General features: G+C 48.6%; 23 protein-coding genes and 1 other annotated feature. Of the genes, 2 read left to right on the top strand and 21 right to left on the bottom strand.

What is annotated here, in order from left to right; all coding sequences use genetic code 11:
* Window positions 1-6: 6 nt before the first annotated feature.
* The 21 genes from KNQ05_RS02600 to KNQ05_RS02500 all read right to left on the bottom strand — a co-directional run bounded on the left by KNQ05_RS02600 (window position 7) and on the right by KNQ05_RS02500 (window position 18,108).
* A complete protein-coding gene (locus KNQ05_RS02600; RefSeq protein ID WP_029331047.1) occupies window positions 7-492 on the bottom strand; it encodes a Spo0B domain-containing protein in 486 nt (161 codons plus the stop codon).
* 68 nt (window positions 493-560) lie between these two features.
* Window positions 561-839 carry a 50S ribosomal protein L27 gene (gene rpmA / locus KNQ05_RS02595; protein ID WP_012370976.1) on the bottom strand — a complete coding sequence of 93 codons (279 nt, stop codon included), beginning with the start codon at window positions 837-839 and terminating at the stop codon, window positions 561-563.
* A gap of 14 nt (window positions 840-853) precedes the next feature.
* Window positions 854-1,192 (bottom strand): ribosomal-processing cysteine protease Prp, encoded by a 339-nt coding sequence (locus KNQ05_RS02590; RefSeq protein WP_029331048.1) that lies wholly within the window; start codon window positions 1,190-1,192, stop codon window positions 854-856.
* Window positions 1,193-1,195: 3 nt separating this feature from the next.
* Window positions 1,196-1,504: a 50S ribosomal protein L21 gene (gene rplU, locus KNQ05_RS02585; protein ID WP_012370978.1), complete on the bottom strand. Its 309-nt coding sequence runs from the start codon at window positions 1,502-1,504 to the stop codon at window positions 1,196-1,198.
* 15 nt (window positions 1,505-1,519) lie between these two features.
* Window positions 1,520-1,589 (bottom strand) — a sequence feature (ribosomal protein L21 leader region).
* 66 nt (window positions 1,590-1,655) lie between these two features.
* The gene (locus KNQ05_RS02580) at window positions 1,656-3,002 is read right to left on the bottom strand and encodes a ribonuclease E/G (protein ID WP_088837531.1); all 1,347 of its coding nucleotides are present in this window, start codon (window positions 3,000-3,002) and stop codon (window positions 1,656-1,658) included.
* Between the two features lie 63 nt (window positions 3,003-3,065).
* The gene (gene minD, locus KNQ05_RS02575; protein ID WP_051667297.1) at window positions 3,066-3,914 is read right to left on the bottom strand and encodes a septum site-determining protein MinD; all 849 of its coding nucleotides are present in this window, start codon (window positions 3,912-3,914) and stop codon (window positions 3,066-3,068) included.
* A gap of 5 nt (window positions 3,915-3,919) precedes the next feature.
* Window positions 3,920-4,594 (bottom strand): septum site-determining protein MinC, encoded by a 675-nt coding sequence (locus KNQ05_RS02570; RefSeq protein WP_088837532.1) that lies wholly within the window; start codon window positions 4,592-4,594, stop codon window positions 3,920-3,922.
* A gap of 3 nt (window positions 4,595-4,597) precedes the next feature.
* Window positions 4,598-5,101, bottom strand: a complete 504-nt coding sequence (gene mreD / locus KNQ05_RS02565) for a rod shape-determining protein MreD (RefSeq protein WP_088837533.1) — start codon at window positions 5,099-5,101, stop codon at window positions 4,598-4,600.
* Entirely contained in the window at window positions 5,094-5,978 is an 885-nt protein-coding gene (mreC, locus tag KNQ05_RS02560) for a rod shape-determining protein MreC (RefSeq protein ID WP_088837534.1), read from the bottom strand. Before mreC ends, mreD begins: the two co-directional genes overlap by 8 nt.
* A gap of 14 nt (window positions 5,979-5,992) precedes the next feature.
* Window positions 5,993-7,027: a rod shape-determining protein gene (locus tag KNQ05_RS02555; protein WP_029331054.1), complete on the bottom strand. Its 1,035-nt coding sequence runs from the start codon at window positions 7,025-7,027 to the stop codon at window positions 5,993-5,995.
* A 162-nt stretch (window positions 7,028-7,189) separates the two neighbouring features.
* Complete coding sequence (radC, locus tag KNQ05_RS02550; RefSeq protein WP_204251439.1) at window positions 7,190-7,822, bottom strand: RadC family protein; 633 nt, start codon at window positions 7,820-7,822, stop codon at window positions 7,190-7,192.
* A gap of 47 nt (window positions 7,823-7,869) precedes the next feature.
* Window positions 7,870-8,448, bottom strand: coding sequence for a Maf family protein (locus tag KNQ05_RS02545; RefSeq protein WP_088837536.1), 579 nt, complete (start codon window positions 8,446-8,448; stop codon window positions 7,870-7,872).
* 107 nt (window positions 8,449-8,555) lie between these two features.
* On the bottom strand, window positions 8,556-9,278 hold the full coding sequence (locus tag KNQ05_RS02540) for a hypothetical protein (RefSeq protein ID WP_214766489.1): 723 nt from the start codon (window positions 9,276-9,278) through the stop codon (window positions 8,556-8,558).
* Entirely contained in the window at window positions 9,275-10,996 is a 1,722-nt protein-coding gene (locus KNQ05_RS02535) for a type IV pilus biogenesis protein PilM (RefSeq protein ID WP_088837538.1), read from the bottom strand. Before KNQ05_RS02535 ends, KNQ05_RS02540 begins: the two co-directional genes overlap by 4 nt.
* Before the next feature lie 18 nt (window positions 10,997-11,014).
* Complete coding sequence (locus tag KNQ05_RS02530; protein ID WP_088837539.1) at window positions 11,015-11,770, bottom strand: prepilin peptidase; 756 nt, start codon at window positions 11,768-11,770, stop codon at window positions 11,015-11,017.
* A gap of 61 nt (window positions 11,771-11,831) precedes the next feature.
* Window positions 11,832-12,359, bottom strand: a complete 528-nt coding sequence (locus tag KNQ05_RS02525; RefSeq protein WP_088837540.1) for a type II secretion system protein — start codon at window positions 12,357-12,359, stop codon at window positions 11,832-11,834.
* Window positions 12,360-12,495: 136 nt separating this feature from the next.
* Window positions 12,496-13,713, bottom strand: coding sequence for a type II secretion system F family protein (locus KNQ05_RS02520; RefSeq protein WP_088837541.1), 1,218 nt, complete (start codon window positions 13,711-13,713; stop codon window positions 12,496-12,498).
* 4 nt (window positions 13,714-13,717) lie between these two features.
* On the bottom strand, window positions 13,718-14,761 hold the full coding sequence (locus tag KNQ05_RS02515; protein WP_088837542.1) for a type IV pilus twitching motility protein PilT: 1,044 nt from the start codon (window positions 14,759-14,761) through the stop codon (window positions 13,718-13,720).
* Complete coding sequence (locus tag KNQ05_RS02510) at window positions 14,758-16,422, bottom strand: GspE/PulE family protein (RefSeq protein WP_214766491.1); 1,665 nt, start codon at window positions 16,420-16,422, stop codon at window positions 14,758-14,760. The genes KNQ05_RS02515 and KNQ05_RS02510 overlap by 4 nt, the downstream gene beginning before the upstream one ends.
* 8 nt (window positions 16,423-16,430) lie before the next feature.
* A complete protein-coding gene (locus KNQ05_RS02505; protein WP_214766493.1) occupies window positions 16,431-16,748 on the bottom strand; it encodes a hypothetical protein in 318 nt (105 codons plus the stop codon).
* Window positions 16,749-16,773: 25 nt separating this feature from the next.
* The gene (locus KNQ05_RS02500; RefSeq protein WP_251132002.1) at window positions 16,774-18,108 is read right to left on the bottom strand and encodes a VanW family protein; all 1,335 of its coding nucleotides are present in this window, start codon (window positions 18,106-18,108) and stop codon (window positions 16,774-16,776) included.
* A gap of 173 nt (window positions 18,109-18,281) precedes the next feature.
* Here KNQ05_RS02500 and KNQ05_RS02495 point away from each other — a divergent pair, with 173 nt between their 5' ends.
* Both KNQ05_RS02495 and KNQ05_RS02490 read left to right on the top strand, forming a co-directional pair.
* A complete protein-coding gene (locus tag KNQ05_RS02495; protein ID WP_088837545.1) occupies window positions 18,282-18,806 on the top strand; it encodes a type IV pilus modification PilV family protein in 525 nt (174 codons plus the stop codon).
* Window positions 18,769-19,386, top strand: coding sequence for a PilW family protein (locus tag KNQ05_RS02490; RefSeq protein ID WP_088837546.1), 618 nt, complete (start codon window positions 18,769-18,771; stop codon window positions 19,384-19,386). Before KNQ05_RS02495 ends, KNQ05_RS02490 begins: the two co-directional genes overlap by 38 nt.
* The last annotated feature ends 11 nt before the right edge of the window (window positions 19,387-19,397 follow it).

Here is a 19,397-nt window from a genome sequence, read left to right as displayed (position 1 = left end):
CTCCTATTACTTCTCTTCCCCTACAGGAAGACTTTCAATTTCGATCACACACTCATTGGCTGTCTGTGACTCGATTTCCATCGGCGTCACTAGATTCTTAAGGCGCGACATATCTAGTAGATCCCGATAGACCTCGATGGTCACGCCCTCATGGAAGGTCACGGATACTTCTCCATCTCCCACTTCAATCATATCAATCGCAGCCTCGATGATTTTCGCTAGCCGTACGTCATCAATCTGCTTCGGTTTCTCGATCACATCATATTCGACAGTCAAGCCTGTCCAATCCGCTCGTTGAAGTGTGAGCGCTGTTTTCGGTAGTTCAATCAACGTCAGGCGTCCTTCTCGTGACGCTTGCTCGCGATAGACTGAACAAATCGATTCAACCGCCGCCTCGTCACCCATCGCGCTATACGAACGAACGAGTTGTAATCGATTCAACCATTCGTGACGAAGTGTCTTTAAAAGATCAAGTACCTGCTCATCCTTCATCGGTCGTTCCCTCCTAAAAAAACAGACCCTAACCCCCGAAAGTGGCTAGAGTCTGCTTCATCGATCACTTATGCTGGGTAAACGCTGACTTGTTTTTTGTCGCGTCCAAGACGTTCGAAACGAACGACACCAGTTGCAGTTGCGAAAAGTGTATCATCGCCACCACGTCCGACGTTCATACCTGGGTGAATCTTCGTACCGCGTTGGCGGTAGAGGATTGAACCAGCAGAAACAGTTTGACCGTCTGCACGTTTCGCCCCAAGGCGTTTCGATTGCGAGTCACGACCGTTCTTTGTCGAACCTACCCCTTTTTTCGATGCGAAGAACTGAAGATTAAGTTTCAACATGTGGAATCCACCTCCTATATTTGTTCAAGTTGGATATACTCACCGTAACTTTCAGCGATGGTTCCGAGTTGGACCAATGTCGCTTCCAGTAACAATTGGGTGCGTTCACTGACATCCGGTGCTAAGTCAGCGTACGGCTCTACATAAAAGTAGCCACCTTCTTGTTGTTCTGCCATTTCAAGGAGCAGGACCTGCCCGAGTAGTGACTCGATTGCATTGTATGCTCCGAAAATCACGCTTGAAGTGCCGGCACAGACTAAATCTAGACCAGGCTCAGCAAACTCGGCATGTCCTGTCACTTCGATGGAGCGGATCAAATCCGCTTCATCTCGTCGAATCTTAACACGTATCATGGCTTACGCTTCGATTTTCTCGATGCGGACCTTCGTGTAAGGTTGACGGTGACCTTGCTTACGACGGTAGTTCTTTTTAGCTTTCATTTTGAAGACTGTGATCTTTTTCGCGCGAGCGTGTTTGATGACCGTTGCTACGACCTTCGCACCTTCTACGAGTGGAGCGCCGACTTTAACATCGTCACCACCAAGGATCAAGACTTCGCCGAATTCTACTGTGCTGTCGACGTCTGCGTTTAATTTCTCAACGTAGATCTCTTGGCCAGCTTCGACTTTAACTTGTTTACCACCAGTTTTAATAATTGCGTACATTACGTGCACCTCCTCTTAGGAACTCAGACTCGCCATCACGGGCAGCGGATGCTTTAAAACCCGGTCTGTGCGGTTGTAGTCATTTGGTGCTTCCAAACGAACTAACGTTATTCAGAATACCAAATGAAGTTGACTATTGTCAATAACGTTCTTATTGTTTTTGCTGACGACCGATAAATTCTTCACATTCCTGCTTCGTTCCCGTAAATAAGATACCGGTTTCGCCTTCGACAATCAACAGCTCGACCGGTGCATCTTGTAGCAACAACGGACTTAATCCGCCAGTCGGCACGCGGACGACTGCTGCTTCCGCATAGGTCGCAATTTCAATCAACTTCGGTTCGAGTTGCCGGTGAATCGCAATCCGCGACGGCTTCCCTTGTACGATGGAACGCTCGAGTAACGATTTTCCATGCCGTTGCCGCGTCAATTCGCAAAGGCCCATCTTCGTAAAGCCGTAGACTTCGATTTGCTTCGTTTCTTGGGCGGCGCGTTCCTTTAGCAATTGCGTCACACGCGTCTGCCCTTTACTTGAGCCCCGCAGGAAATCGACGGCAATCATGCCACTGATGTTGCGCAGGCGTAATTGGCGCATGATTTCACCGGCTGCCGCTTCATTGATTTGGTCAAACGTCCGCTTTTGCTCTTTGACGGAAATCATCTTTCCACTATTGACGTCAATCACTGTCATCGTCTCGACTTCTTCAATCAATAAATAGGCGCCGCCATCGAGCCAAACGACTTTTTCGAGCGCTTTCTCGATGACGCGGTCGACATGCTCCATCTCCGGGAGCCGTCCTTTTGATACAGGACGATCGACGCGTAATCCGAGTTGCTCCAATCGTTCTTTTTCCATTCGATTCGATACACAGGCTTCTTCGACGAACGGGAGCCGTTTCGCTTCCTGGACAATCAATGATTCATCCTGTTCTAAGTTATCCTGCTTTAGCATTTGTTCATGACGGGCACGTAACTGGAACAGTTCTTTCTCAAGTACACCGGCTTCTGCTTGCGATGCTTCCGTCCGGTATAAGATGCCTTCCATTTCACTTGTCTGAATCAGCTCCGCTAATTGTTGCTGCGTGACGAGATCGAGTTTCCGGCTGAAGCGGACACGCCGACCATACGGGAAATAGACGAGATAGCGTCCGCCATAGGTGATGTTTTGCGTCACTTTATGCTGTTTCGGTGCCGTGCCTTCCTTGACGACCTGAACGAGAACGGTCTGACCGACTTGGACAGCCTGACCGATTGTCGGGACATCTGGGTAACGGCGTAACGTTTCTAATGTTTCGTTGATCGGTAAGTAAAGCGGTGTTCCATCGGTCGCAATCAAAAAAGCAGCCTCAAGCGTCGGATGCAGCCGATCGACTTTCGCGTAGAGCAGCGTACCGACACGAATGTCATCTCGCATCCGTTCATGGTACTCGACGACCCGTCCGCCTTCAACTAACGCAACACGCTCAAGCGACGGGGTTTGTTCACTAATCCATTTCATACGAATTCCTCCAAAAAAAATAGACCAGAAGCAACATAGCTCTTCTCGTCTATTTTCCCTAACTTATTTCATACCAAGCATTTTTTTCAATTTCACGAAGAACCCTTTTTGCGGTTGTTCGTTTAAGTCGAGTAATGGAACTGACTCTCCTAGAATCCGCCGCGTGATGTTCCGGTAACCGAGTCCGGCCCGATTATCCGGGTTCATCGTCACCGGGACGCCACGGTGCGAGGCCGCGATGACTTCTTCGTCGTCGACGATCAAGCCGAGCAGGTCGATCGACAAGATACGCATGATTTCATCGATGTCGAGCATGTCCCCTGATGCCATCATATGTGAACGGACACGGTTGATGACGAGACGCGGGACGATTTCACGCTCCGACCGTTCGAGCATGCCGATGATTCGGTCTGCATCCTGAACCGCGGCTTTTTCCGGTGTCGTGACGATGACGGCTTCATCCGCCCCGGCAATCGCGTTCATGAATCCTTGCTCGATTCCAGCAGGGCAATCGATTAAAACAAACTCATATTCAAGTTTCAACGTGTCAATGATCGCTTTCACCTGTTCCGGCGTGACGGACGATTTGTCCTTAGACTGGGCAGCAGGCAACAGATACATCTCTTCAAAACGTTTATCACGCACGAGTGCTTGGTGCAACTTACATTGCCCCGTCACGACGTCGACGATGTTATAGATACTCCGATTATCGAGACCAAGTACGATATCGAGATTACGTAATCCAATATCCGTATCGACGAGACAAACAGAATGGCCCATCAATGCGAGCGCAGTTCCGATGTTCGCAGTCGTCGTCGTTTTCCCGACGCCACCTTTACCAGACGTGACGACAATCGCCCGCCCGACGTTCGTTTTGGCATCTCTATGTACCTGTTCTTTCACTTGTTCCATGTCTGTCACCCTCTTTCACTATCGATCGCAAACTGATCCATCCGCGCAAGCGGAACGGTTTGGAGTCGAGAAAATTCAATTCCCGCTTCCCCTATAAACGCACAACCCATTTCTAAGGCCGGTACCGGTGCATCATCCGGTTCATCATGGACAAGGTCGGAAATCGAAATCCACTTCGGTTGTAGCATACTTGCAGCGACGACTGCTTCATCATTACCACCTTTACCGGCGTGAACCGTTCCTCTTAATGCTCCGAGACAATAGATACTTCCAGTCGCATGTACGACAGCACCAGGGTTGATGTCACCGATGACGACGATGGACCCTTCAATATCAAGGACATGACCGCTCCTAGCAGTTCCACCAAAATAGTGGAAGGTCCGTTCCCCGTATAATGCTTTTGCTTCATCTTTCGTCAGGCACTCACTGTCATACCCGTTAAATGAAAAGGAATCATGTCGTCCGACAATCGATTCGACCGCTGTCACGACACCTTCGTCGACGTAACGTCGCCCAAAGAAGAACGTAATCGGTACGGCGCGTCCGTTCTCGACGGATTTATCGGCAAGCGTCAATTCTAAGTCGTCAAGAAATTCATCCACACTGCACCGTTCGTTTACATAAACGGCAAGGCCACCACGATGACCTTTCATCGTTACATAACGCTTACGTTCAATCATGACTCATCCTCTTTTCTCGTCAAGTGTGGATTGCACGAGTCGGGTCATCGGATAATACAGAATGATAATCCCGATCAGCTGTGCAATGAGACTCTTCGGAATGATTTGTGTCGCCAGTTCTTTAAACGGAACATCGACACCTAAGACCGAAGCCGTAAAGAAATAAATATCAAATTCGAATAATAAGGCACTGAACGTAAAGGTGACGATAATCGTCAATACGTTCTCCTTTACATATTTTAGCACGAAGCTACTAAAAAGCGGAATGGCAGATAACGCAAATAAGTAAATACCGATGATATCGGAATAGACGAAGTCATATAACAGACCGAATACTAAGCCGAAACCAAGTGCCTGTTCGATTTTGCCGTAGCGTCCGAGAAACATCAAGGCAATCAAAGTCAGGTGGACCGCATACGGTGACCCGTCACCGAGCGGACCTGCAAAAATCGTTCCTTCCAAGATAAAAAGAAGGAACACGGCGAAAAACAACTTGACGTTATTCACTAGTGTCCCCTCCCTTATCGGTCTCAGCGAAAGGTTCCTCCGCCTCTCGTTCAATCACGAAGACGTGACCAAACTGTTCGAAGTCTGCTGCCGGTTTGACGTATGCGATTTTCGAAGCACCGTATTTATCCGACTTCACTTCCTCGATTTTGCCGATGACAACACCGCTTGGATACTTTCCTCCGAGACCGGATGTCGCGACAATCTGCCCTTTTTTTAACTTCGCGTCATTCGGAATTTTCGTGAATTTCAACAAGTTTGTTTCCTCATCGAACCCTTCAATCGTTCCGAAGACCCCTTTTCCTTTTGTATCGTCCGCAACAGCTGAGACATTGTTCGTACGACTCGTGTCAGATAACAACTGAACGAGCGAAGTGTAGGCACTCGTCTGAATGACGCGTCCAATCAATCCATCTGCCGTCACGACGGCCATATTGGACTTGACCCCTTTTTGTTCGCCGATGTTCACGGTCACGAAACGTTGCCACTCGGACGGTGTGCGACCAATCATTTCAGCTGGAAGTAACGTATAGTCGCGAATCGAGCCACCCAGGTCGAGCATATCTTTTAACTCTTTATTCTCACGTTCTAAATCACGAACTTTGACGGAATTTTCCGCATAGTCATTTAAACGTGATTTTAAATACTCATTTTCCTTATACACGTCACGCACTTCTGTAATCGAAGTGACCGTATCATCAATCCAGCCAATCGGTGTCGCGAAAAGACGTTGACCGACCCCGACGGTATCACGGACAAAACTTTGATACCAGTGGGATTGGTTACGCCCTTGCAACGAAATACCGATCAATATCACCAAAAGGAGAAAACTAAGGAGTGTGATGAGCAGTTTTCGATTATTTAAAAATCGCTTCATCGCTCATCCCGTCCTTATCTTTTTTGTGAGATGCCTGATTTCGAACGAAGGACATTCATCATCTCAAGTGATTTTCCTGTACCGATTGCGACACAATCGAGTGCGTTTTCAGCAACAAGCGTCAAGATGCGTGTTTCGTCTTCGATGACAGAATCAAGGTTTTTAAGGAGCGCACCGCCGCCTGTCAAGACGATTCCGCGGTCCATGACATCAGCCGAAAGTTCCGGCGGTGTCTGTTCAAGCGTGTGCTTGACACCTGCTAAAATCGCATCGACCGTATCGGATAACGCGTCGCAAATTTCTGCACTCGTTACTTCGATTTGTTTCGGAAGACCTGTGACGAGGTCGCGACCACGAATTTCCATCGTTTCGTTTTCTGACTCTTCGTCGATTCGTGCATAACCGATCGTCATCTTGAGTGTCTCGGCTGTCCGTTCACCAATCATCAAGTTATATTTCGATTTGATGTAACGAATGATTGACTCATCCATTTCATCTCCACCGACACGAATTGATTGACTTGTTACGATGCCGCCAAGCGAGATGACTGCGACTTCCGTCGTTCCGCCACCGATATCGACGACCATCGATCCTGTTGGTTCAGATACCGGGAGTCCAGCTCCGATTGCCGCTGCGAATGGTTCTTCAATCGTATAGGCTTCACGCGCCCCGGCAAGTTTTGCTGCATCTTCAACGGCACGTTTTTCGACTGATGTGATGCCGCTTGGCACACAAATCATGACGTTCGTCTTCGAAGAGAACAATCCTTTTTTCTTCGACGCTTGATCCATGAAGTACTTGATCATCGTCGCAGTTGTTTCATAATCAGCGATTACGCCATCTTTCATCGGCCGTCGTGCCGTCACGTTGCCCGGTGTCCGTCCAATCATGTTTTTCGCTGCGTTCCCGACTGCTTCAATCTTACCTGTATCGGTACGGAAAGCGACAACAGAAGGTTCGCGTACAACGATTCCTTGCCCCTTTACATAAACGAGCGTGTTTGCCGTACCTAAGTCAATGCCGATTTCACGGCTAAATGATCCAAACATTATTCAAAAAACCCCTCTCTGAAAATACAACTCCACTAATTATAACGGAAAAGCACTCTTAGAAAAGCGCTAAAACGTTACAGCTTGTTTACAGTTCACCTATTTTTCAAAACATAAAAACGCCTGAGGTCAGGAAGTCCACTTCCCCCTCAGACGTTATTCTTACATAAATCCGCGTTGTTTCATACTAATAAATTGTCCGTGACCGATGACGAGGTGATCGATACAACTGATTCCAATCAATCTGCCCGCCTCGACCATCCGTTCCGACACCTCGATATCTTCCCGGCTTGGCGTCGGATCGCCAGACGGATGATTATGGACAGCGATGAAGCTGGCCGCCGAACAGCGGATGGCTTCCCGAAATATGTCGCGCGGGTGAACAATCGACGTATTGAGACCGCCGATAAAGAGCGTCTTTTTAGAAATGACTTCGTTTTTCGTGTTCAAATACAGACAGATGAAATGTTCCTGTTGATACAGGCGCATCTCTTCTAACAACAGCTCCGCTGCATCCTCCGGTGAACGAACGACCGGTCGGACCCACTTCGGTTCTGTGACGAGCCGGCGGCCGAGCTCGAGTCCCGCCATGATTTGGAGCGCCTTCGCCTTGCCGACGCCGGGTGACTTCTCCAGTCCTCCGACTCCCGCTGCCTCAAGCTCAATCAACGAGGGATGACGATCAAGTAATTCTTCCGCGATTTCAAGCGGCGATTGATTTCTCGTTCCACTTCGGACGAGACATGCTAGCAATTCGACTGTCGTCGCACGGGTCAGCCCTTTTAGTTGAATCATATCCTTCGGCAATTCAATCACTGCATCCGACCTCTCTTTAATAGGCGTTACGCAAATTCCGGCTTGATTCCGAATGCTTCGAGTCGTTTCGCAATCGGATGAATCGGTAATCCGACGACATTATAATAATCGCCTGAAATCGCTTCGACGAATAATCCTCCGACCGCCTGGATGCCGTATCCACCGGCTTTATCATACGGCTCATCCGTCTCCGTGTAGCGCATAATCCAGTCCTGCGACAATTTGGCAAAACGGACTTCTGTCGTCACGGTAAATGTTTCGACATGATCATTCATCACAATCGTCACGCCCGTCAAGACATGGTGGGTCCGACCAGATAATTGAAGCAACATCTGCTTTGCGGCTAAGCGATTGAGCGGTTTTTCCAAAATCAAACCGTCAATCGACACGACGGTATCTGCCGCCAGAATGATTTCATCCGCCTTAGCTACAGCACGTGCTTTTTTGTCGGATAAGTAGGCGACGTATTCGGCAGGCGCCATCGGATAGGGCGCTTCTTCGACGACGTCAGCAGGACGAACCTCATGCTGTATCCCGATTTGGTCCAAAAGCTGTGTCCGGCGCGGAGACGCCGAAGCAAGAATCAAGGGTGGTTGCGTTACCATTAGTATCACGCTCTTTCTGATAGATTTCGAACTAGCTTAATTCACTCAACGGGTAGTATAACGAAAAACAAGTGCCTCTCCCGTGAAGGGAAGCACTTGTTTCCAAACTAATTTCCTGTGACATCAACAAAGGGATCTGATTTCGGGGTCGTCTCCTTGAGTGGTGTCTTCTTATCTGGAACGAGTTGTGTTAGATCAGGTCGGTAATACGTCTCGATTTCAATCGTAAACGCCATCATCTCATCGTCAAGAAGAATCGTCTCACTTCCGGCACCCGGTTCATCCGGCCCCGTCAATTGAATCTGACGCAAGATCGTAATCCGATCCGTCCGTTCGATTTGTTTAAGGAATGCCATCAGTTCGAGATAGGATGGTGCTTCGACGGATAACGATGCCGGAAGCGGTGTCGCGGCCGTCGTCGCGACGGGTGCTTCTGCTCCATCCGCATCGATGTCAGACTCTGTCGCCATCGCTCCGTCGACGACCGGTGTCGACTCGACAACCGGAGCAGGTGCAACATCCGTTTGGCTGAACGTAATCGACTGGACTTTGACTCCTGCGATTTGACTCGAGGCATTGATGGCGTCGATGACGTCATCATTCGCCGGGAGGACAGGCACTTTTTTCTGTAAGAAGCTTGATTCGGCGACATCGACTTTTTGCTCATTCGCTTTTGCGATTTCGAGGGCCATCTGTTCCCGGTCAAGCGTCGCTTCCGTTTCATTCAATTCTTCGTACGTCGTATAGGTCGTATAACCGAAATAGGCGACTCCTCCAATTACGAGCAGGAGCGTCAATCCGAGGAGAAGGTAACTACTATAGCGCTTCAATTATCCTCCACCTCCTCAATCTCGGTCGAGACGACTTCGCCTGTTCCGTCTTCCGGTGTCACTTCACCGTCTGGCGTTGCCGACTCCGTCTCGCCATCTTCTTTTGGTACATCCGGATTCGCTTCATTCGTTTCACCTTTGACGACCTCCGCCGGTAAGACTGACAACGTGAATTGACCGATGTAACGCGGTTCTTCCGTTTTTTCATCAGCCGATGGTGTAATCGTCGTCGTCGGAATTTCTTCCCCTGTTGCCGGGTCGATCGTCGTCGACGTGACGACATCTGCCTCTTCGTTCATCGTCTTCGTTGTGATACCTGTCAATGAAACTCCTGTAAAGACGTCATCCGTCAAGAGTTGACGATAAAAACCATTCAACTCTTCCAGTGTTTCGAATTGTGCATTCATCGTCACGAGATGATCGGCACCATAGGCGAACTGTAAGATGTAGCCGCGTTCCGGTAAGTAGCGGGTAATCCGTTCAAGCGTCGGGACTGCCGGGCGCGGCGTCTCCTCTAATCCGTCGACGGTCTGCTTCAATTGGGCAATTTCTTGTTTTGCTGATTGTGCCGATTCCGCTTGAAGGGCACGAACGATTTGCACTTGATTGTTTGCCGTCTCGATTCGGTCCGCGAACTGGTCCGTTTGCCAGAACAAGTAGCCGCCAATCATTCCGCCAAATAACAACAGGACGAGCGACGCGACGAGCGGAAACTTCGGCATGACGTCGTTCTCTGGTAACAGATTGATTCGAGTTTTTTGTGGAATCGCGAGTCCGATCAGCGGTAAATACGCACGCGGAATCGGTTGTGGCGCGACTTCGAGCTGCTCCGAAAGCTGTTCGAGTCGGAGATCAAAATTCGCTTCGAACCGTTTGACGAGCTCCTCCTGGAACGGGAAGTCTCCCGCTAGAATGACACGGCTGATTTCCCGTTGGTCGCGTGCGAGCGAAAACCGATAGAAATCGAGCACACGTGAAAATTCGAGCAGCATTTCGTCAAGCGTCATCTCGACTTGTGCGTCATCTAAGCGATACCGGTAATGGAGACGATCCTCCATCACTTCAACTTCCCAGACGTTCGAACTGAACGTATCGACGGAACGGATTAAGCGCGGCACTTTGTCTTCGATGATGATCAGTTGATGATTCGTCGCATTGACGTTCCAAATCAAGACGCTGCTACTGTCTTCGACTTCATAGAGCGACTCGATTCCGAAAAACGTAGCGAGCGGTTGCGGTTCAGCTGCGACAAGCCGCAGGTGCTTTTGCTTAAACAATTGCATGTATTGTTGAATCGCTTCGTTCGGTGCCGCATACAGCATGATTTCCCGTTTGCCGTCTTCTTCGAGCAGAGTGTAATCGAAGTACGGTTCTTCAAACGGCAGGACGATACTGTGACCAAGCTCCATGAACAAGTACCCGCGGATTTGATTCGTCTCGACCGACTCCGGGATTTCAAGTTTTCGGGCAAGGACGAGTGAACCATCGAGGGCAAGAACAGCTTGCGAACCTCGCGGAACCTTTAATTTCGTCAACAGGCTGTCAAAAATCAAATCAAGTGACGCTTCCGGTTGCAACCATCCACCTTGGAGTGTCCCGGCAGGCAGGGACGCAACAGCGCGTCGTTTGATGACACCGTTCTTGACGACGGCGCCGAAGACGGCGACATCCGTGAAGTTGAAATAAATATATGTACCTCTACGCCTAGCTTGCGCCATATGTAGGTTCGTCCTTTCTCATAGGAACAGATCGAGGTATAACGTCACCCAATCGTCCGCGAAATAATAAGTGAGTAATGTCCCGATCGCAATCGACGGGACGAAGGGAATCGGTTGCTTGCGTTCGACGCGCTTCAATCCGAGCAATGTCAGCCCAATGACGGAACCGACAAGTGCCGAGACGAATAAGGCAATCACGACGTCGAGTGGTCCGAGAAAAATACCGAGTAAACCAAACAGTTTGACGTCCCCTGCGCCCATCCCTTGACGTGATGCGAGAAAAATTGCAAACAATAAACTAAAACCGACGATTCCGCCAATAATTGGATTATACCAGTTCTCGTATGGAGAAAGGTAGCGAACTATCAGACTAATCGGTAAAAAGAAGAGTAATATTTTATTCGGGACGAGCATGTAAGCAAGATCCGACATGACGAGGATGAATAACAGGCTCGTCAGGACAAGTGTCAACACGAATTGCATCGACCATCCGAATTGATAGAACGCATAGGCGTAAAGTACGCCACCAAGCAGTTCCAGCGCCGGATACTTCGCGGAGATCGGCAGTTGGCAGACACGGCATTTTCCGCGTAAAGCGAGATAGCCGATGACCGGTGTCAGTTCGAGCGCACCGAGGACGTGACCACAATTCGGGCAATGCGAGCGCGGTCGCACAATCGATTCCCCCACCGGAATCCGCAGTCCGACGACATTTGTAAACGACGTGATCAACATGCCAATAATGAAAAAATAGACTGTAAAAACGATTGTCATGTTAGGCTCCTTTCTTAAAAAACTTCAGAAAAAAACCCCCGAGGTGGGGGTGGAATTTAAATTATTTCTTTTCTTCTATACCAGTTCGTTTGAGTGCTGATGGAGCTGCTCCTGTGAAGTAAGTATAATCTTCAGACTCACTTTTTAAAGTAACTTTATAAGTATAAGTACCTTTGTCCTCAGTGACAGTGACGAATGAATCTTCATACGCCTTATCAGAATTTAAGGCATCCTTCATATCATCGATATATTTTTTCAAAGAATCTACTCTCGGCGTAGCTGTCGTACCTTTTGTGACGTCATTTGCTACGATTGCTTTTTTATTTTCATTAACACCAACTTTCACAGTTTCTCCAGGTTGAACTGGATTTGAAGATGTATACAACTTCGCTGCCGCTACTAATTGTTTCGCATCGGATACGACTGCATCCTTACGTGAGTTTTCAATCAATCCGCCAATCGCTACTACCGCGATTGCGGCAATAATTCCGAGGATAACGACGACGACGAGTAACTCGATCAACGTCAAGCCCCGCTCATCGCGCATTTGTTTTGCATCTAACCAAATTTCTTTTAACCGTTCTAACATTTTAGTATTCCTCCCTAGTGCTTTTTTCTGAGTTCGATGTATAGGTAATACTATCCATATGAATACTATTATAGTAGCACCATAATTTTAGTTAATTATGTCTTTTTTAGACAACAGGTAAATGATTTCGCAGTTGTTATTCGCCCTGGATATCCGAATAGATTTTGAACATCGGGACGACGACGGCGATGACGATGACACCAACGATTGCGGCGAGGACGACAATCAACAGCGGCTCGATGATTGACTTCAAGCGATCCGTCGTTGTTTCAACTTCCGTCTCATAAAAGTCTGCGACCTCTGTCAGCATGGAGTCCAGGCGCCCGGACTCCTCCCCGATGGCAATCATCTGTGTCACGAGAGGTGGGAAATATTTGTTTTTTTCTAATGGTTCGTGCATCGGAATCCCGCGCGACATCGCTTCATTCGCACCGGCGATTCCTTTACGGATGATTCGGTTCGTGACGATTCGCTCCGTAATGTCGAGCGAAGCAAGAATCGGGACCGATGCATTCAGTAATACAGCGAGTCCCCGCGTCATCAAAGCAATCTGTGACTTTTGAATCAATGGTCCGAAGACCGGCAACATTAACAGTAAGCTGTCGAAGATGACCCGTTGCCGCTCATTTTTTAAATTAAAATACAGCAGACCGAGCAATCCGAAGGCGACAAGCAACAAGACCCACCAGTAAGCGACAAAAAAGTCCGATACGGCAACAACAAGTTTCGTGATTAACGGAAGTTCACTTCCGAGTTGATCGAAAATCGACGCGAACGTCGGGACGACGTTCAACATCAGGAAGACGACGACACCAATCGCAACGATTGAAACGACGGCCGGATAAATCAATGCCGAAATGACTTTCCGTTTAATCTCGTACTGTTTTTGAAGCTGGGTGACGATGTTATCGAGGGCTTCTTCTAAATTCCCGCTCGCCTCACCCGCCATCGCCATGCTGACGAAGAATGTATCAAAGACGCGCGGATGTTTCTCAATCGCTTGCGAAAATTGAATCCCGCTCCGTAAATCATCTTCGACTTCGACGAGTGCCCGCTCGAGCGGCTTCGATTCGGTCTGTTTCCGTAATATTTCGGTCGCTTTAACGATTGAGACACCGGACCGGACGAGCGTCGCAAATTGACGTGCGTACATGACTAAGTGTTCGATTTTCGGTTTTGCCGTTAAGAATGTGATCTCGGTATTTAAGCCTTTTGATTCTTGTTTCTCAAGTGACGTGACGGCGATTTGTTCTGTCCGGAGACGTTCTGCCGCCTCCCGTTTCGTTAATGCTGTAATCTTACCTTTTTTCCGTTTACCGGCCATCGTCCGACCTTCATACATGAATACTGCCATCTGCTCACCCCGATATGTAAGGTGTCGCGGCTGATGCTGGGATCAGTCCCCGACTAACTAAGTCTTGTAAGGCCATTTGCATCGTCTGCATCCCATACTGTTTTCCGGTCTGCAAAACGGATTGAATCTGATATTCCTTACCTGTGCGAATCAAGTTTGAGACGGCTGGTGTCTCGACCATGATTTCAAGCGCCGCGACCCTGCCTGTACCATCGGACCGGGGCATCAAGCGTTGCGAGACGACACCCGCCAGGACATTTGCCAGTTGGGCGCGAATTTGATCCTGTTGCTCCGATGGAAAAACATCGATGATCCGACTGACTGTCGAGGCAGCGGTCGACGTATGGACGGTCGCGAAGACAAGATGTCCCGTCTCTGCAGCTGTGACTGCCGTCGAAATCGTCTCCAAGTCCCGCATCTCACCAAGCAAAATCACATCCGGATCCTGACGGAGTGCAGAACGTAAGCCACTCGCGAATCGCGGGGCATCAATGCCGATTTCACGTTGGTCAATCAAACTTTTATGATGACTATGTAAGTATTCAATCGGGTCCTCGAGCGTAATGATGCGTTTATACATCGTCTGATTGATTTCGTTGATCATCGCAGCGAGTGTCGTCGACTTCCCTGACCCGGTCGGTCCCGTGACGAGAATCAAGCCATGCGGTTTCGTTAAAAACCGTTTGAGGACAGGAGGTAACGCCAATTGTTCGAGTGTCGGCACTTCAGTCGGAATCGTTCGAAAAGCCATTGAGAGTGCACCACGTTGATAAAAACAATTGACGCGGTAACGGGCGACACCCGTCACACCAAAGGAAAAGTCGATGTCACGATCCTGTTTGAGCTGAAGGTACATTTCCTCGGTAATCAGCGACTGAACGAACCCGTCGATGATGACCGGTTTGAGTTTATCCGTCCCGTAAGCAATCAATGTTCCATTGACGCGAAAGACGGGGGGAGATCCTGCCGTCAAATGGACGTCAGAAGCCCCTTTTTCTTTTGACGATCTGAGAATGTCTTCGATTTGTGCGCGTTCCATCGTACTCATTCTGATATCACCGTCCGTAAGATTTCTTCCGTCGTCGTAATTCCTTGGGCGACTTTCGTCAGTCCATCCGCTAACAGGAACCGTTGACCTTGCGACTTGACGTACATCGTAATTTCGCTTTCCGTCGATTGGTTCATAATCATCCGTCGCAATACTTCATCGATCATGACGACTTCCTGGATCGCGAGTCGCCCCCGGTACCCCGTCATGTTACAAGATGAACAGCCGCGTCCGCGCATGACGGTCGTCGCTTCGATCCCTTCTTGCGCAAACAACTCTTGTTCGCGTTTTGAGAGTGGTTGGACTTCCCCGCAATCACGACAGACGCGACGGACGAGACGTTGCGCAATCAATCCGGTAACCGACGCCGCGACAAGGAATGGTTCAACTCCCATGTCAATCAGACGGGTGATCGAACTGATGGCCGAGTTCGTGTGCAACGTCGACAGGACAAGGTGTCCCGTCAATGAGGCCCGAATCGAAATTTCCGCCGTTTCAATATCGCGGATCTCTCCGACCATGACGACGTTCGGATCTTGTCGCAAAATCGAGCGTAGCCCACTCGCGAACGTCAAGCCGATCTTACTGTTCACTTGAACTTGATTGATGCCGTCGACTTGGTACTCGACCGGATCTTCGACCGTAATGATGTTACGGCTCTCATCATTCAATTCGTTTAGAGCCGCATACAATGTCGAGGACTTACCAGACCCTGTCGGTCCAGTAATCAAGATGATGCCGTTCGGTCGTTTCAGCATCTCCCGGAACTGGGATTCATTGCGTTCACTAAATCCGATTTTCGAAATCGAGATATTCGAGTTCGAACTGTCGAGAATCCGGATGACGACTTTCTCACCATAGACCGTCGGAAGCGTCGAGACACGGAAATCGTAGGCGAGACCATTATAGATGTACTTGATCCGTCCGTCTTGCGGCAAGCGTGATTCCGTAATGTCAAGCTCACTCATAACCTTGATCCGGGTCGTCAAGATGTTCTGAATTTGTTTCGGGTAGTTGTTTTCCGTCCGCAACTCCCCGTCAATCCGAATCCGAATCGATAAGGAGGCTTCCTGCGGATCCATGTGGACGTCGGATGCCCGTTGCGAAATCCCATTCTCGAGAATTTGATTAACGAGACGAATGATTGGCGCATCTTCTCGTGTCACGACATCCCGCGTCGCATCAGACTCCATCATTTCATCGGATTCGAGTAACTCCCGGAGTGATGAATCGATATCGTAATACTTTAAAATCGTCCGTCGGATTTCATCGCGTGTCGCGATGCCGACTTCAATCATCAACCCCGTCTGAAGCCGCAGGTCATCAATCGCAATCAAATCGAGCGGATCCGCCATCGCAATGAATAAACGGTTGCCTTCCCGGTAGACCGGGACGAGCGTATGGCGCTGAGCAAGGTCTTTTGAAATCAGCTTCGTGACAGCCACGTCGACCGGATAGTTATACAGTTGAATGATCGGTATCTTCAATTGATGATGGAGTGCTTCGAGTAGTTGTTGCTCCGTCAAATGCCCTAATCGTAAGAGCGCATCCCCTAATTTTTCAGTCGCCCGTTTGACCGTCAAGGCTTCTTCAATCTGACTTTCCGTGACGAGACTTTCTTCAAGCAGCATCTCGCCGAGACGTTTCCGTTTCATTGCCATTTAGTTCGTCACCCTTCCGCGTGCCATGTTTCTTCTTCATCAAGTACTGTCGGTCGCTGTTGTTGTTTTTCGTCAATCGTACTCGTAATCGCTGTAACGATTAAGAGTGTGACGATGTATCCCGCAATGACGAACGGATTCGCCATCCAATCGAATTTGACGAGCATGTAAAGTGCTAAGACTAGTACAAGTGCCATCACCGAGAGAATGACTTTCGCACGTGCCGTCGCGATGAATGGGATTTGAACCGCAAACATCAAGCCACAAATAATCGTCGCCAGACCAATAATGATTCCGAGCTCAATTGCTAAATCTGTCCAGTTCATAGAATCCCTCATTTTCTATTGATTTTTAACCGACTGCTGGTTCCGCTGTATCACTTTCGGTGGGAGAAGCTGGATCGCCTTCTGTCGGAGCATCTGGTGTATTCGGTGACGTCGGTGTATCGGGAGTTGCCGGTTCGTCTGGACTTGTCACATCTGACTCAGGGTCCGTTTGATCCGTCGTATCGGACTCAGCATCGGTTTGATCCGTCGTCCCGTCCTGTGGATCTTCAGCAGGTGGTGTGACGACCGGTGCTTGCTCCGCTTGACTGCTCTTCGTGACGATTGCCGGTGTCGCGGCATAAAAATCAAGTGCGACCAGGATTTTCTCTTCGCCTTTGTTCGACTTGATGATACGGTACAGTTCAATCGATGTCCCTTCCGATCCGGACTGTGTATCACTTGTCGTTCCAGCAGATAGTGTCGCTGAATAGCGGGTGATCGTCCGGTACGGAATTGATTTTTCACCTTCAAGCACTGCTGTGACCGTTTCTTTGAACGGCATTCCCCGTAGTTCAAGCGTCACGTCACTACCGTTTTTCGTTGCGACAAGCTGGTAGTTCACTGCTTGTGTGTTCCGTACGGCAAAATCTGTTTTTTCATCAATTCGGACATCGTAGCCGAGTGTGATTCCATCCGGCAATTGATCGTGTGGCATCCGCTCGACGATTTCAAACGGTGTTTTTGCGAAGAGTTCATATAGTTTACTGCCGATATATGAAGCCGCCACACCGTCCATTCCGTATGTCTTCGTATTCATCAACTGTCCGGCTTTTAAATCGACTTGCGTCATCGCCTCAACCATCTGTTCTTCGGCGACTGAACGTGTTGTAAAGGACACCGAGGAAACGACTTCTTCCGTTGATGGAGATGTTGTCGAGACAGCCGGATCATAGTTGCCCTCTTCGAGTTGTTGTCCCATGTTCGTCAGCCATGCTTTAAATGCCGTCGTTTGTTCCGGCGTGTATACGACCGGTTGCGTCGAGAGGAATGCTTCAACGCCCGGTTCGTCAAGCGTGATGTCCAAGTCGCCTCCCTTTTTTAAAGCAGCTGCTTCGACGGCCTCATCCACTTTAAACGTCACGAGCGTCGTCGGAACAGGAACAAGTTCTTCTCCCGCCCCAATCGTCAATGGCGTTTTGTTCGACCAGGTCGTGATGGCTTTTTGAACTTTCGGTTTTGCTTCTTCCCGTGTCATACCACTAACCGGAACAGAGGCAATCCGCGCACTTTCAGAGAACTTTTCACTGACGCTTGCTTGTCCCGTAAACGAAATCAGCGCAAACGAAGGAACATAGATTAAGGCAATCAAGAGGACTAAAAGAAGCGTATGTACTGCAAAACGTTTAGGATTTATCATCATCTGTTTCCTTTCCTTATGAAATAACCATTTCAGGTGTCTAGTATTTCCATTATAATGAATATTATGATGAAACATAAGTCCTATCCTGACAATAACTTTCATCATGTGTGAATACATACCGTTTTTCATTTTTGAATAGATAATTCATATTGAGTCAGATACGAGGTGAATCCATGCAAAACAAGCAACAAGGCTTTTCATTAATCGAAGTATTAGTCAGTATCACGATTCTTTCAATCATTTCAGTTTCACTCATCAGCATTTTTTCCCAATCCTTATCCGCTTCTCGTGATAGCACGGAATTGACGTTTGCGAATTACCTGGCGAAAAATGCCGCTTCTTATATCGAACGGGAAGCCGTCGAAGCGGAGAACGGCCCCTTCGTATTCGATACACTTCTTGAACAGACGAAAGGCACCCCATATCAGAATGGTAGCTATACAATACCGACGCCGAACACGCCGTCATGTGGTGTATCGGCTATTTGTGACTCAATCTTCAATGATGCGGAAATAAATAATATGCCATTCGATGTAAAAATCAGTGTTACCCCGCATAAAATCGAGGGAATCGAAAACCCGAACCTCCTCGATTTATACGTCTATGTCTATCTCGACGGTCAAGCTGAACCGATTACATCATTGAAAGGATCGATTACGAATGCGACGCTCAACCAAAGTTTTCCCGCAACAAAATGACGGATTTTCCCTCGTCGAACTGCTCGTTGCCATCGTCATCGCTGCTATTTTCAGCGGAGTCATCCTGACCGTCTTCATCTCCGGTACAAAGAGTTTTCAGGCGACGGGAATCATCAGTGAGCTCAGAAGCGAAGCCGATAGTTCGGTCGGACTCATTTTAAATGAAATCACCGGCTTCGATGCCATTCGCATCACAACAGCGAATGAGCTGTCTTTCTATAAAAAGACATTGCCTAGCCTTAACCTAGATTCCGGTCTACTCGAGCGAACGGACGGCTTCATTCCGTTCAACGCCAATGTCGAACAACAAAATGAAGTCACATCAACTCCAATCACCTATACATTCGCAACACAACGACTTGACGAAAACATACTCATCTACGAAGGTGCACTCGAAAACATCAATGATCAAACAGAAATCAAAAAGACCTTTACGATTTCAAGTCCCGAGTACGTCGACATCACGACCGGTGACTACCCGGGCAGATACGTCGTCCATGGCATTTTGACGATGACGCTCCGAATTCAGTCGACGGATAATGAAGAAACACAGACCTTGAATAGTACGATTGGATTTTAGTTCAGAAAGGA

The sequence above is a fragment of the Exiguobacterium sp. s125 genome, assembly GCF_018618605.1.
In the GTDB taxonomy this organism is placed as follows: Bacteria; Bacillota; Bacilli; order Exiguobacteriales; family Exiguobacteriaceae; genus Exiguobacterium_A; species Exiguobacterium_A oxidotolerans.
This window is presented reverse-complemented; position numbering and strand designations above follow the sequence as displayed.

Coding starts and splice junctions, on each gene's coding strand:
- KNQ05_RS02600 (WP_029331047.1), bottom strand. CDS start 492: ATGAAGGATGAGCAGGTACTTGATCTTTTAAAGACACTTCGTCACGAA.
- rpmA (WP_012370976.1), bottom strand. CDS start 839: ATGTTGAAACTTAATCTTCAGTTCTTCGCATCGAAAAAAGGGGTAGGT.
- KNQ05_RS02590 (WP_029331048.1), bottom strand. CDS start 1,192: ATGATACGTGTTAAGATTCGACGAGATGAAGCGGATTTGATCCGCTCC.
- rplU (WP_012370978.1), bottom strand. CDS start 1,504: ATGTACGCAATTATTAAAACTGGTGGTAAACAAGTTAAAGTCGAAGCT.
- KNQ05_RS02580 (WP_088837531.1), bottom strand. CDS start 3,002: ATGAAATGGATTAGTGAACAAACCCCGTCGCTTGAGCGTGTTGCGTTA.
- minD (WP_051667297.1), bottom strand. CDS start 3,914: ATGGAACAAGTGAAAGAACAGGTACATAGAGATGCCAAAACGAACGTC.
- KNQ05_RS02570 (WP_088837532.1), bottom strand. CDS start 4,594: ATGATTGAACGTAAGCGTTATGTAACGATGAAAGGTCATCGTGGTGGC.
- mreC (WP_088837534.1), bottom strand. CDS start 5,978: ATGAAGCGATTTTTAAATAATCGAAAACTGCTCATCACACTCCTTAGT.
- KNQ05_RS02555 (WP_029331054.1), bottom strand. CDS start 7,027: ATGTTTGGATCATTTAGCCGTGAAATCGGCATTGACTTAGGTACGGCA.
- radC (WP_204251439.1), bottom strand. CDS start 7,822: ATGATTCAACTAAAAGGGCTGACCCGTGCGACGACAGTCGAATTGCTA.
- KNQ05_RS02545 (WP_088837536.1), bottom strand. CDS start 8,448: ATGGTAACGCAACCACCCTTGATTCTTGCTTCGGCGTCTCCGCGCCGG.
- KNQ05_RS02535 (WP_088837538.1), bottom strand. CDS start 10,996: ATGGCGCAAGCTAGGCGTAGAGGTACATATATTTATTTCAACTTCACG.
- KNQ05_RS02530 (WP_088837539.1), bottom strand. CDS start 11,770: ATGACAATCGTTTTTACAGTCTATTTTTTCATTATTGGCATGTTGATC.
- KNQ05_RS02525 (WP_088837540.1), bottom strand. CDS start 12,359: ATGTTAGAACGGTTAAAAGAAATTTGGTTAGATGCAAAACAAATGCGC.
- KNQ05_RS02520 (WP_088837541.1), bottom strand. CDS start 13,713: ATGGCAGTATTCATGTATGAAGGTCGGACGATGGCCGGTAAACGGAAA.
- KNQ05_RS02515 (WP_088837542.1), bottom strand. CDS start 14,761: ATGAGTACGATGGAACGCGCACAAATCGAAGACATTCTCAGATCGTCA.
- KNQ05_RS02510 (WP_214766491.1), bottom strand. CDS start 16,422: ATGGCAATGAAACGGAAACGTCTCGGCGAGATGCTGCTTGAAGAAAGT.
- KNQ05_RS02505 (WP_214766493.1), bottom strand. CDS start 16,748: ATGAACTGGACAGATTTAGCAATTGAGCTCGGAATCATTATTGGTCTG.
- KNQ05_RS02500 (WP_251132002.1), bottom strand. CDS start 18,108: ATGATGATAAATCCTAAACGTTTTGCAGTACATACGCTTCTTTTAGTC.
- KNQ05_RS02495 (WP_088837545.1), top strand. CDS start 18,282: ATGCAAAACAAGCAACAAGGCTTTTCATTAATCGAAGTATTAGTCAGT.
- KNQ05_RS02490 (WP_088837546.1), top strand. CDS start 18,769: ATGCGACGCTCAACCAAAGTTTTCCCGCAACAAAATGACGGATTTTCC.